The sequence below is a fragment of the Persicirhabdus sediminis genome (assembly GCF_016595495.1).
GTDB classification, from domain to species: Bacteria; Verrucomicrobiota; Verrucomicrobiia; order Verrucomicrobiales; family Akkermansiaceae; genus Persicirhabdus; species Persicirhabdus sediminis.
This window is the reverse complement of record NZ_JAENIM010000041.1, coordinates 17,914-30,438: the sequence shown is the minus strand read 5'-3', so window position 1 is coordinate 30,438 and position 12,525 is coordinate 17,914. Positions and strand designations below refer to the sequence as shown.

Genomic DNA, 12,525 nt, shown 5'->3' with positions numbered 1-12,525 from the left:
AGCCAGCTGGGCTACTATTCCTTCGCCATAGTATTGATTTCATCCTCACTCAGGCAGCGCGGCCAAAGTTCAATTTGGCCAACCGCTCCAGTGAACGCATTGAGGTATTCTTTTCCTAGCGCGGCATCTGTGCCGATGAAAAGAGTATTCTCGCCAGATGATAGATCGATTTCACCGATCTCTATCACTTCGCTTAACTCACCATCTGTGTAGAGCTGGCCGATGCCTTTACTGCTATTAACGACCACACAGAGGTGGTGCCAGTCGCCATCAGAGATGAGCTTTGGCTTACTATCAAAATCGACACGAGTTTCACCGTCAGCTAGATTCCACTGCCAGCGACCATCAGCGCCAAGGGCGATCACCCAGCCGGCACTTCGTCCATCTAACCAGCTTTTGTTGCCAATAATCACGGGATCATTAGCCATGCCATTTTTCCAGATGTCCTCGCTCATTTCTGAACGCAGCCAAACGGTGAGACTGTAGTCACCAGCAAAGCTGTTAGCGGGAATTTGATCATCCGCCACCATAATATATTCAGCCACCGACTGTTTATTATTGAGATATACAGAAGGTGCTCCTTGAAATTTTTCTAATGAAATACGCCCGACCATTTCCAAGCCAGGTCTGAGTCCGCCATCAGCAATCAGAGTCCATGGGCGAGCTAAAGCGGCAGATGCAGCTGCTGCATCTAGTTGCCAACTGACTTCGCGATTGGTCTCAGCGGGCTGAGCATTCTCAACCACTACTTCGGTGGTATTCACGGGCTCTTCTACGACGATTGCCTCGATAGAATTGGCTATCTGTGGCTGGCTGGCTGAAGCGCCTGAATCTTGAACATAATAATAACTGCAAAGCGCGCCCACGGCAGCTGAGCCCATGGCGATCGCTGAGAAGGATACGATGCCGCGCGATTTTTTGGCAGGTTTAGAATTTTGCCCCGCCACCTTGATGATGCCAGTCTTTTTGATTTGCTCAAATTCATTGAGTGCGTGAGCGGCTGACTTTGGTCGATCGCTCGGCTGGCCAGCAAGCATGGCTGAGAGCCAAGTCACAAATTGCGGGTTGAGATCGCTGCGGTAGCTAGAAATGGCAGCCATTTTATCCGCCTGACGCAAACGCAGTGACTCAGGTTTTGGCAAACTTGCCATTGGGTGAGCGCCCACTAGGTAATAATAAATCAGGTTGCCCAGCATGTAGAGGTCGCTCTGTGCGGTAAATGCTTCACCTTTGGCAATCTCTGGAACCATCCAAGAGGATGACAAGCAAAGGTCGCTCCAGCGTTCGTGACCAAAATAAATGCGCGCCAAACTATGCAGGCCAGCATCTACCAATAGGTATTTATAGCCACCGCCAGGCAGCGCTTGCATGCCTACTGAGCTCGTGCCCATGACGCCTTGGTATACTCCTTGACCGTGCATGTATTTGAGCGCGATCAGGACTTCCTCAATCAGCTGCATGAGCTGGCTTTCATCTAAGCCAGAATATAAAAGTTGCCAGTGTTCCACCTCGCCAAACAAGTCTAGCCCGGAGAAATCAATCTCGCAGCTAAACCAGGATGCAATGTGTGGGTGGCCAGTAATCTGCTGCACCACCTTAAACTGATCTTTGACGGCATCCGCGAGTTCCGGAGGCACAGGGTTATGAAAGCCCTGATGGTGCAGCCTGACTAAGCGCCCATCGGCAACTCCAGCATCTGCTCCAACGGCATAGCGATCACAATAAGAAGCCTTCTCGAGGACTTCGACATAATTCCAATGATACAAAACTTAATAGTGGGTAATTACTAACAAGGACGGATAAATGAATATATGATTCAGGATGAGGGAACCAGCTTTTTCAACAATTGACCAAGCCGCCCTCGAACACTTGTTTCACTAATGGTCACCTTCTCAAATCCAATTACTGGCGCATTTGCCTCAACAGCAGGCATTGTGGAGAGTGCAAGCTGAGCACTTTCAAACCTTAAGGCTAGGTTAGGCTCCATCAGGCGGCTCAGCCAATGGGCAAATGAAGGCTGCACTTCTGGTCGGTAATGTGAAATAGGAAGCATTCCTGTTTCATGGTTCCACCGCTCAGCCTGCTCTAGCGACATCCCAGCGCATGGATGACCACCCGCTAAGAGCGAATAAAGTAGATGACCACAGGCATAGAGATCACTCAGCGGCGTGGCGACGCAGCCGTGTGCCAGCTCAGGTGCGGCGAGCGCTGGATCGAGTAAATTCTTTCTGTATGCCTGCGGGCTATGAAAAAGCGTATAAACTTCAGCCACTCCGGCATCGACAACAAAGTAGCGATTGCCGCCTGATGGGCAGGGCTGAAACATCAATGACTTAGGGCTCAACATGCCGTGCACAATGCCTACGTCGTGCAAGCCAGCTAGCACGCTCAGCACATCCTCAGCGATGCGCGCCACATCTGTGGTGGAGAGAGTTGGCGAAACAGCAAGTTCGTCCATCATCCAGGCGCCATTAATAAATGAGCAGCACATAAATGGCGTCTCACCATCAATTCCGGCATCAAAGACATAGGGCAAATTGGGGTGTTGAACTTTGATCAACTCGCTGATCAATATTTTGAACTCACTACGCCGACGCGCGCGCTCGGCCTCAACGAGGCTGGCATCTTCTTGAATTTGCCGCAGCGCAACATACCGGGCCATTTGACTATCATAAACTTCATAGACTCCGCCTGTAGCTCCCTCACCCACAGCGCGCTGCATTATATATCGATCATTCATATTGCTTATCCCCACGGCTTAAAATCATACAAAACACCAGAAACACTCGTTTAATATAATGTATGATTCCGCAGGAGCAATAGAATTCACCACCAGAGAAGACTTTAACCAACTCAAAATAAACTAGTTACAAAACAACAGCTAGATATAAGCTAAGCATTGATAAGCACTGCTATCTGGCTGAGCCTATATGTATGGGTACAAAAAAAAGGCAAACTCTGCAGTTTGCCTTCATTTCGCATTTCTAAGTAATTAACGCACTTGGAGTGGCTTATTTAGTTGGCGGCGCCAACTTTACTGGTGGCTTAATTTTAACCGGTTTGTGTTTTTCAGCCACAGCAGGCTGCGCAGGAGGAGCCGGTTTTTGAGCGATTGGAATTGGTGTTGATGCCGTGGTCGGTCTAGCCATTGGCTGAGGAGTCGTTGCCGGCTTAGGAGTAGCTGGACGAATCAAAGGAATCGGCGCGGTCTGCTTTGGCGCTAATGGCTTGAGCGTGCTCTTGCCTGTAGAGGTACGCACAGATGAGCCCATGAGCGGCGGTGTATTTGGATCTGACGGCACAGGATCAGCCACTGAACCTTTGCGTTTCAGCTGGTTAGTTGGGCGCAGCCAGAGGAAAAATTTCTCTAGTTCAGGATTCACTAATCCTTCATCTTCTTGCAGAGCGATGCCATAGAATCGGGCAGCTTGCATGAGCATGCCATATTTCATCATGGCTCCGGCAATCGCCATATTCTTGGTTGGTTTGCCTTTGTTTTGCTCGAGTACCGCTTGGATCAGACGGATGCAGCGAGAGTTGCGGCTAGGTGCCTGCGCAAGCATGCAACATGTGAATACAATGTCATCATCTGTCGACGGTACTTCTGGTGCGCTCCACACCAAATCGGCGGCTTCCTCAAATCGTTTTAGCTCAGACAACCCAAGCGCAGCTTCACGACGCTGTGGCCAATTATCTGGTTCAGCCATAACTTTGGCTACGAGATCTTCTATCTCTTGTTGGAGTGGAGTAACATCAGACATATACGTATCCTTTTCTTTCTTTAATACTGCGCATCTACGAGGATTTAGCAATAACGAAAGCAGCATTGCAAGCTTCCCCTGACAATAGTTTGATTTTGCAAATTCACTTTGCTGGCAAAAATAATCATTCGCAGACGTGCCCGTACCAGCGGAAAGGCACATGGCGTAAACCTTTAGCCAATATGCCAGCAAATACATCAGCAGGAAACACCCGTTCGGATAAAGATTGCCCGTTTGATGGAAAATTCCTCCCTCTAGAAGTGATGAAAAGCTTGCAAGTTAGCCGTAAATTGCTTCACTGCCACCAGCAAATCAGTAGTTAATATTTACCACTATTTTTCTAGTTATGAACGCATACCAAATTTTCCAGAACGTACCCGCTTCACTATCCACAGATCTATTCACATGGATGCGCAGCGAAGACAGAGAGCTCTACAAATCTGCCGTGGCTAGCTTGGCAGCAAACCGCAAACTGCGCCCTGCTTTTGTGCAGAAAAAACCAGTCGCCGAGCAGTTCGCATGGATGCATAAAACACTCCAGCTGAAAACCAGCGACATGATTGGCGAGCACCTCCTGCAAGTTTGGTTCATGAAGGGCAAACAAGACATGCTCATCGACTTCTGCGATTCACTCGGCATCGAGCACAACGGCGAAGGCGCTGTGGACGGTGAACTTCCTGAGTCACTCGATGACGACAAACTCAAAACTGCTGTAGACAAATTGCTCGAGAAAAACGACGGCGCTACAGTAGCCACTTACCTACACATTTTCAATGCTCAGACCCAAGACGGTTGGAGCAACTTGGCTGACATCTTAGAAAGCGACGAGCGCTTGGCTCTGGGCAATGCCTAATCCGTGGTAAACGCACGTTCTCAGCTAGCTGAAAATTTCCCCGCCGCAGGTAATTGTTGCCGCTTGACCAGTAATGGATTAAGGGGCAATCTGCTCAGGCGTTGAATGGAGACCTCAATTTCTCTCTCCCACAGGATCATTCCTGCCCAGCTGAGCCGTCCGTCTTGCGCTACGTCTCCCCCATTCATCTCGCCCCTGATTTCCATATCCAAAGCGACTTTCTAATCATGTTTTCTAAACTTTTCGGATTTCGGTCCAATGACATCGGTATCGACCTCGGTACCGCCAATACACTCGTCAACGTCAAAGACCAAGGCATCGTACTACGTGAGCCGTCGGTAGTAGCGGTGAAATCGGGTACTAACGAAGTACTCGCCGTCGGTGACGAAGCCAAGCGCATGCTCGGACGTACGCCTGGCAACATTGTAGCCATCCGCCCGCTGCGCGATGGTGTCATTGCTGATTTCGAAGTGACAGCAGCCATGCTTCGCTACTTCATCAAAAAGGCTAGCAAAGGTCGCCGCGGTGCAAACTCACGCGTTCTCATTGCCATCCCATCCGGCATCACTGAGGTAGAAAAACGTGCTGTGCGCGAATCTGCCCTGCAAGCTGGCGCTGGCGAAGTACACCTCATCGAAGAACCAATGGCAGCCGCCATCGGTGTGGGACTTCCTGTCCTCGATGCCGCTGGTAGCATGATTGTTGATATTGGTGGTGGTACCACAGAAGTGGCGCTGATTTCCCTCGCTGGTATCGTTTACTCACGCAGCGTGCGTACCGCTGGTGATGAACTCGACGAAGCCATCATCAACCACATGAAGCGCAGCTACAACTTGATGATTGGTGAGCGCACCGCTGAGAGCATCAAAATCCGTCTCGGATCTGCTGCTCCTCTGCCAAAAGAAATCGTCATGGACGTTAGCGGACGCGACCTCGTCGCCGGACTGCCAAAAACCATCAGCATCACCTCTGAAGAAATCCGTGCTGCCATGTCTGATACACTTTCTGCTATCGTCGACGGCGTGCGCACCACGCTGGAACATTGCCCGCCGGAGCTGGCAAGTGACCTCGTTGACCGCGGCATCACGCTCGCAGGTGGCGGCGCGCTTCTCCGCGGCTTAGACAAACTTCTTCACCAGGAGACTGGCCTGCCAATCAATGTGGCTGAAGATCCACTCAGTGCCGTGGCTGAAGGCACCGGTATAGCATTGCAGGAAATGGAACTTTTGCATCGCATTGCCGATAGCGAATAGAGTAGTTTGCACGACTACTGCTCTCACCCAGCTATGAAGCCTCACAATCTTATTGCTCTGTTATTGTTTTTAGCGGGGGCCATTTGGGCCATCACCCGCTCGGAGCATTCTGTGCAAAGGATTCAGGCTAGTTATTACGAGCTCGCTGGCCCGCTGCTTACGCAAAGTTCAGCCGCCAGCGCAAAAGCTCGAAACTTTTTAGATGAAGTAAAGCACTCGGAAGAAACCAATGTGCAACTTCAGCTAGCCAATGATGAATTGGCCAAGTTACGTGTGGAAATTGCCCACCTGCGTAAACTTGAAGAACAAAATGTGGATCTCCACAGGGCACTAGATTTCCAAGAAAATAGCCCCTTTCACGTGATGGCTGCCAATATCATCCGCCGCAACCCGGCGACATGGTGGCAAGAAGCTGTCATCGATAGAGGATCTCTGAACGGCCTCACCAAACAACAAGCCGTTCTCGATGCAGCAGGCCTGATTGGCAAAGTCAATCGCCTCTCTGAAGATACCTCAACCATCATTTTGCTAACAGACGAGAGTTGCCACGTATCCGCTAAGGTGGATGGCACTCCGGAAGCAGGAATCCTCAGCGGGCAGCGAGGCCAATCGAGAGAGCGAACCGCTCTCCGGCTACGCTACCTATCAAAGAACGCCGCCATTGAGCCAGGTATGAAAGTTTACACTACCGGCCGAGGCGGACTCTTCCCCGCAGACATTCTTCTAGGCACCGTCGAATCTTTTGAATCAGGAGAAGTCGATGCTGAAGCACTAGTCAGACCTGCGGTGGATTTTACTAATCTAAAAACCGTCTTCGTCCTGACTCAGGACGGCTAAACCGCCGTGATCCGCTACCTCATCAGCATATTCATACTGACACTCATCGCCAGCGTGCTGCAGCTCTTTAGCCCAGAGTTTGCCAGCTGGAGTGACGCGCGCATCATGATTTTGCCGCTGGTTTTCCTCTGTGCGGCAGTGACCTTGGACATTGCACCAATGTTAGCCTTAGCCTTCTTCTGCGGTTTCATCTGGGACGCGCAGAACGCGCTCGCCTCAGCTGGCGGCGACGAAAGTGTATACACCCAGCCAGCTGAAGTTTTGCGCTTTGGCTACAGCATCTTTCTGTACGGCGCCATGGGCATGTTGATGCACGGTATTCAGCCGCTCTTCCGCATGGGCAAATGGCAAGTCTCCACGCTGCTCAGCGGCATCGCTATTTTCCTCTATCTGTGGGCAGAATACCTACTACTCACCTTCATCCGTGGCGAGCTCATCTTCCCTATTGAGGTGCTGAAAAAGATCTCCTATTCGGCGATACTTTGCATGCTCATTTCGCCACTCATTTTCCTTCTTCTACTCGCGCTAGCCAAACGCTTTGGCCACCAGATCAAGTACCAAGGGTACGTTTGGACCAGCCGCTACATCACGCCTAAGCACCTATGAAGCAACCTCGCTACAGACTGCGACTCTATGCCTTCACCGCCCTCATTTTGGTCGGTTGCGCTACCTTGTTGCTGCGTCTCTACGAGTTCCAGATCGACCGCCGCGTCGAGTTTGTCGAGCAAGTACCTACCAACTTCACCATCAAAGTACGTGAGCCAGGCATCCGCGGACTGATCACTGATCGCCACGGCAAAGTACTCATCGACAACCTGCGCAACTACGAAGTGGTTTTTGACCTCAAGGCCATTCGCGACGACTACCGCGATTACTTGCTGGAAAATGATCGCAAAGACGAAGCGAGCGAGCTGCCATTGATGAGCACCATCATCAACGAGTGGGTGCGACCAAAACTTGCCAGCCATAATTTGGACGGCAACTACAACGCCCGCGCACTCAATACCCACTACATCACCCACGCCGGGCTGGTTCCTTTTGTTTTCCGCAACGACCTCAGCTACGACGAATTTGCCTACTTCGCCGAGCACAACCTCGAGTTTCCCGGCGTCTCGGTACGTGTCAGCCCGCGCCGCCACTACCCGTACGGCGCCACCGCCTCACACGTCTTGGGGTACACCAAGCAGTGGGAAAAAGGAGACATCAGCCCAGCTGATCAGCGCGAATACCAGCACTACACTGGCGATAGCCACGGTGTCGCTGGCATCGAAGCCAGCATGGACGAATACCTGCAAGGCGCACCCGGCATCAAAACCCTGCTGAAAAACGAAAAAGGTCACATTCTCAAACTCGAAGATTACCAGCGCCCTGGGCTGGGAGCCGAAGTCACCCTAGCCATCGATAGCCACATCCAGCAGCTAGTGGAAAAAACTCTGCGCCGCGCTGGCCGCGCCGCCGCTGTGGTCATGGATCCAAATACCGGCGAAGTGCTCGCCATGGCATCCGTACCAGACTACACGCCATCACATTTCATTCCCAGTATCGATCAAGATACCTTCGACCTCTACCGGCTCAATAAATCAGCTCCCTTTGCCAACCGCGCCATCTCTGGACTCACCCCAGGATCTACCTGGAAGCTGCCTACCGCGCTTGTCGCCGCCCAGCACGACATCGCCCATACACACGAAAACTGCCCCGGATACGTGCAATACGGTCGCGTCAAAATCCGCTGCTGGAAAACCTGGGGCCACGGCAGCCTCGGGCTGGAAGAATCCATCCAGCGCTCGTGCAACGTCTTTTTCATGAACGTGGCCAACTACCTAGGCACCGCCAAAATGGTGCAAGGGTTTGAAGACCTCGGGCTAGGTAAAAAAACCGGCATCGAACTGCCCAACGAAGACACAGGCATCCTGCCGGGCAACCGCACATGGAGAAGACAAATCCGCCGCGGCGCCTCCATGACACCCGCGCTCACAGGCATGCTCTCCATCGGCCAGACCGATAGCTCATCCACGCCACTACAAGTAGCCCAAATCATCTCCGCCATCGCCAATGGTGGCAGATTCTACCAGCCGCGCATCGTCAAAGAAGTCACCAACCAAGCAGGTGAAAAGATCATCGCCGACGAGCCCAAACTCAAATACAGCCTGCTGGCTAAAGGCGTCAGCCAAGAAGAACTCAAAACCATCCAAGATGGCATGTGGGCAGCCGTCAACAAAGTCGGCGGCACAGCTCGCCGCGTTTCCCTCAAAGACATCGGCATCGAAGCCGCTGCCAAAACCGGCACCGCACAAACATCTGACCTCGGCGAAACCGGCCACCACGTTGCCTGGACAGCCTCATACGCACCATTTGAAAACCCACGCTACGTCGTCGTTGTCGCCGTGCAGCGCGGCTCAGCTGGTGGCGCCGTAGCTGGCCCACTCGTCCACCTCATCTACCGTGGATTATTTGCCATGGAAGAAGGCTACAAGCTGCCGCTCACAGAGATGGCTGAATACTACGGCCACTACGAGGTGATCCCAGAAATTGAACTTCCAGAAGAATACAACAAAGCCGGCATCCCTGTAGAAGGTGAAACTGGCGACGAAATCAACGAGCTCGCATTCTCACCGCTTCCAGAAGCCGAGCTACCCCAAGTACCTAGCCCCACTATCACCATCGAGGCCGATCAAGAGGGGTCAAGACCACCTCGCGCCATCACCATCGATGAATAATTTCTCATTATAAACTAGACTCACCCTCCCTATGAACCATTTATCCATAATCAATCCCGCCAAAACTTTCTAAACACAACTGTATTATTTATCTCAAACCTACCCATTTTTATTACCCAATTTTTTACCCAATACTATGATTCAACGCATTAAAAAAGCCTTAGGGGTCGGCACACCCAGCCCCGACAAAGGTGTAAGCATTGTTGTCAATGCTGAGAAGCTGGAACGTCGTATCGCATTAGTCGAAGACGGTTCCGTAGAAGAATATAACGTCGAACGCGAAGGTGACGAAAACATCGTTGGCGGCATCTTCAAAGGCACCGTGAAAAACATCGAGCCCGGCCTCAAAGCCATGTTCGTTGACATCGGCCTAGACAAAAACGCCTTCCTTCACTTCTGGGATGCCATTCCTGCAGCTCTAGACGGCGACCTCGAAGAGATCGAGCGCGGCCAGAAAAAACAACAAAAGCGCATCACCTCTAAGGATATTCCAAATATCTACCCAGAAGGATCAGAAATCATGATCCAGGTGTCCAAAGGTGCCATTGGCAACAAAGGCCCACGCGTCACCACCAACGTCTCACTCGCTGGCCGCTACCTCGTGCTCATGCCATTTTCTGAGCAATTTGGTATCTCACGTAAAGTTGACGACCCAAAAGAACGCCAGCGCCTGCGCCGCATCATGCAGAAGCTGCAAGTACCAGAAGGCATGGGCATCATCATGCGCACCGTGGCCCAGGGCCAGCGCGCCCGCCACTTTGTGCGCGACCTCGCCATGCTGCTCGAGCAGTGGGAAGAAGTAGCCACCAACCGCGACAGCAAGCCAGCTCCAGTATGTTGTTTCCGCGAGCCCGGGCTGATCGAGCGCACCGCGCGTGATTTCCTCACCGACAACGTCGACAACATCTTCTGTGATGATCCTGAAACCACAGAAAAAATGCGCGACATCGCTGGGCGTATCTCACGCCGCGCCAAACGCCGCATCCACCACTACCCAGCTCGCCGGTCTATCTTTGAGAAAATTGGCATCCAGAAGCAAATCGACGACGCCTTCCACCGCCAAGTGTGGCTGCCATGTGGCGGCTACTTGGTGATTGATGAAACCGAAGCGCTCATCGCCGTAGACGTCAACACTGGCCGCAACCGCGGCTCTAAAGACGTCGACAAAATGCTCCTGCAGACCAACCTTGAAGCCGCTGAAGAAGTGGCTCGCCAGCTGCGCCTGCGCAACATCGGCGGACTCGTTGTCGTCGACTTCATCGACATGCGCCACCGCCGCGACCAGCAAGCCGTTTACCGCGCCATGCGTGAGCGCCTCAAGCGTGACAAAGCAAAAACTCAAGTCCTGCAGATTTCCTCCATTGGCCTGATGGAAATGACTCGCCAGCGCCTCAACGAAAGCCTGCGCGACTCCATGCTCGAGCCATGTCCATATTGCCAAGGCCGCGGCCGCGTGAAGACTCCATTCACCATGAGTGTGGAAATCCAGCGTGCTCTCAATACCGTGATCCAGCGCAACGAAAACCTCACCGGCGACATCATCATCGTCGTCAATGGCGAGGTCCTCAACCGCTTCAAAAAAGAAGATGCTCCTCTGCTCATGGAAATCGAGCGCCAGCACAAAGGCCGCCTGATCTTCCGCTCAGATCCAGCTCTCCACCGCGAGCGCTACGCCATCATCGACGCCGAGACCGAAAAAACTCTCGTGCAAGCGTAAACCACTTCATCCATGGCCTGTGGGAATCCCTTCTCACAGGCCATTTTCTACCCCATACCCCCGTTTTAAAAATACCTGTACCTGCTCAATTGCACCTCAGCTGAAGAATCGTAAACTGCCCACGTGATGCCGGAAAGCAAGACCATTGAAATCGACGAGATCATCCCACCTAGCCCAGCGGATGATCCTGCAGAAAAGAGCGCCGATGCGTCGACCTCTCAGTTCGATGACAACCTCAACGACGCCAGCGCAGGCGCCAGCCGTCGCAAATCCAAACAAAGCAGCCAATCTATCCCAGGGATCACCTGGAAATCCAACTTCTGGCTGAAATGTTTTGAGCAATTCCTCAAAATTAAAAAATCAAAATTCAGCGGCCTCATTATCTTTGTTGGAGTTGTGCTGTTTTTAGTCTTGCTGCTGCCGCTACTTGTTATTTTATTTGCCTATCTCATTCTGCGGAGCATTGTCATGTCCTACGCTAACATGTTCCGCCGCTAACTTTCACCCTTTCTCAATCCCACCCAATTTCACATTCATGACTATTCTCCGCCTGCTCTGCTGCCTACTCGCTAGCTCCATCATGATGGCTAGTGCGCAATCTAATAAGCCCATCCGCATCGCCGCGCTGCCGCAAAAAGCCGCGCCGAGAATCTCAGCTCCTGCCGCCATCGTCGTCGACTACCAAACCGGACGCGTGCTCTACGAGAAAAACTCCACCACCAAACGCCACGTCGCCAGTACCCAAAAACTCCTCACCGCTCTCTGCGTGCTCGACGCCGGTGACCTGCAGCGCACATTTACCATCCAGAAAAGTGATACCTGGGTAGTGCCTACCAAACTCGGCATCCAGCCAGGACAAAAATACACCCGCCGCCACCTCGTTGGCGCCCTGCTCGTCAAGAGCGGCAACGACGTCGCCCGCGCACTCGCTCGTGACGTCGCCGGCAGCGAAAATGCCTTTGCCGATGTGATGAACCGCAAAGCGCGCAGCATCGGCATGATGAGCTCCAATTTCCTCAACCCACATGGCCTCACCGCCACTGGCCAATACTCCACCGCGCGTGACATGGCTATCCTAGGGCGCGAATGCTACCGCAACCCAACCATCCGTCGCATCGTTGGCACCAAAGCCTACTACTTCAATTTCTCCAACGGCAGCCGCCGCTACCTCACCAATACCAACCGACTGCTGAAAAGCATCTCCTACTGCAACGGCATGAAAACAGGCACCACCAATGCATCAGGCCGCTGCCTCGTTTCCTCCGGTGAGAAAAATGGTCGCGCCGTCATCGTCGTCGTCCTCGGCGCCACCTCATCTACCATTTGGAAAGAATCTGAAAGCCTGCTGCGCTGGGCACTCGACCGCCCAGCTGCTAACAGCTAAGCA

11 protein-coding genes are annotated in these 12,525 nt (G+C 52.5%); 8 read left to right on the top strand and 3 right to left on the bottom strand.

Annotated elements, in window-relative coordinates; translation table 11 throughout:
• Positions 1–14: 14 nt before the first annotated feature.
• From JIN82_RS10925 to JIN82_RS10915, 3 genes are all read right to left on the bottom strand, one after another.
• Positions 15–1,766 carry a LamG-like jellyroll fold domain-containing protein gene (locus tag JIN82_RS10925; protein ID WP_200311683.1) on the bottom strand — a complete coding sequence of 584 codons (1,752 nt, stop codon included), beginning with the start codon at positions 1,764–1,766 and terminating at the stop codon, positions 15–17.
• 50 nt (positions 1,767–1,816) lie between these two features.
• The gene (locus tag JIN82_RS10920) at positions 1,817–2,740 is read right to left on the bottom strand and encodes a serine/threonine protein kinase (RefSeq protein WP_200311682.1); all 924 of its coding nucleotides are present in this window, start codon (positions 2,738–2,740) and stop codon (positions 1,817–1,819) included.
• A gap of 271 nt (positions 2,741–3,011) precedes the next feature.
• Positions 3,012–3,761, bottom strand: a complete 750-nt coding sequence (locus tag JIN82_RS10915) for a hypothetical protein (protein WP_200311681.1) — start codon at positions 3,759–3,761, stop codon at positions 3,012–3,014.
• A gap of 346 nt (positions 3,762–4,107) precedes the next feature.
• Here JIN82_RS10915 and JIN82_RS10910 point away from each other — a divergent pair, with 346 nt between their 5' ends.
• The 8 genes from JIN82_RS10910 (at position 4,108) to JIN82_RS10875 (ending at position 12,522) form a co-directional block, all read left to right on the top strand.
• Positions 4,108–4,614, top strand: coding sequence for a hypothetical protein (locus tag JIN82_RS10910; RefSeq protein ID WP_200311680.1), 507 nt, complete (start codon positions 4,108–4,110; stop codon positions 4,612–4,614).
• 227 nt (positions 4,615–4,841) lie between these two features.
• Complete coding sequence (locus JIN82_RS10905; RefSeq protein ID WP_200311679.1) at positions 4,842–5,867, top strand: rod shape-determining protein; 1,026 nt, start codon at positions 4,842–4,844, stop codon at positions 5,865–5,867.
• Positions 5,868–5,900: 33 nt separating this feature from the next.
• Complete coding sequence (gene mreC / locus JIN82_RS10900) at positions 5,901–6,704, top strand: rod shape-determining protein MreC (RefSeq protein WP_200311678.1); 804 nt, start codon at positions 5,901–5,903, stop codon at positions 6,702–6,704.
• Positions 6,705–6,710: 6 nt separating this feature from the next.
• Positions 6,711–7,310, top strand: a complete 600-nt coding sequence (locus tag JIN82_RS10895) for a hypothetical protein (RefSeq protein ID WP_200311677.1) — start codon at positions 6,711–6,713, stop codon at positions 7,308–7,310.
• Positions 7,307–9,421, top strand: a complete 2,115-nt coding sequence (gene mrdA, locus JIN82_RS10890) for a penicillin-binding protein 2 (protein ID WP_200311676.1) — start codon at positions 7,307–7,309, stop codon at positions 9,419–9,421. Before JIN82_RS10895 ends, mrdA begins: the two co-directional genes overlap by 4 nt.
• 136 nt (positions 9,422–9,557) lie before the next feature.
• On the top strand, positions 9,558–11,138 hold the full coding sequence (locus JIN82_RS10885) for an Rne/Rng family ribonuclease (RefSeq protein WP_200311675.1): 1,581 nt from the start codon (positions 9,558–9,560) through the stop codon (positions 11,136–11,138).
• A 123-nt stretch (positions 11,139–11,261) separates the two neighbouring features.
• Complete coding sequence (locus JIN82_RS10880) at positions 11,262–11,636, top strand: hypothetical protein (RefSeq protein WP_200311674.1); 375 nt, start codon at positions 11,262–11,264, stop codon at positions 11,634–11,636.
• A gap of 37 nt (positions 11,637–11,673) precedes the next feature.
• Positions 11,674–12,522, top strand: a complete 849-nt coding sequence (locus tag JIN82_RS10875) for a D-alanyl-D-alanine carboxypeptidase family protein (RefSeq protein ID WP_200311673.1) — start codon at positions 11,674–11,676, stop codon at positions 12,520–12,522.
• Positions 12,523–12,525: the final 3 nt, after the last annotated feature.

Excerpts from the sequence above, each read along its gene's own strand:
- JIN82_RS10920 (WP_200311682.1), bottom strand. The coding sequence starts at position 2,740 with ATGAATGATCGATATATAATGCAGCGCGCTGTGGGTGAGGGAGCTACA.
- JIN82_RS10915 (WP_200311681.1), bottom strand. The coding sequence starts at position 3,761 with ATGTCTGATGTTACTCCACTCCAACAAGAGATAGAAGATCTCGTAGCC.
- JIN82_RS10910 (WP_200311680.1), top strand. The coding sequence starts at position 4,108 with ATGAACGCATACCAAATTTTCCAGAACGTACCCGCTTCACTATCCACA.
- JIN82_RS10905 (WP_200311679.1), top strand. The coding sequence starts at position 4,842 with ATGTTTTCTAAACTTTTCGGATTTCGGTCCAATGACATCGGTATCGAC.
- mreC (WP_200311678.1), top strand. The coding sequence starts at position 5,901 with ATGAAGCCTCACAATCTTATTGCTCTGTTATTGTTTTTAGCGGGGGCC.
- mrdA (WP_200311676.1), top strand. The coding sequence starts at position 7,307 with ATGAAGCAACCTCGCTACAGACTGCGACTCTATGCCTTCACCGCCCTC.
- JIN82_RS10885 (WP_200311675.1), top strand. The coding sequence starts at position 9,558 with ATGATTCAACGCATTAAAAAAGCCTTAGGGGTCGGCACACCCAGCCCC.
- JIN82_RS10875 (WP_200311673.1), top strand. The coding sequence starts at position 11,674 with ATGACTATTCTCCGCCTGCTCTGCTGCCTACTCGCTAGCTCCATCATG.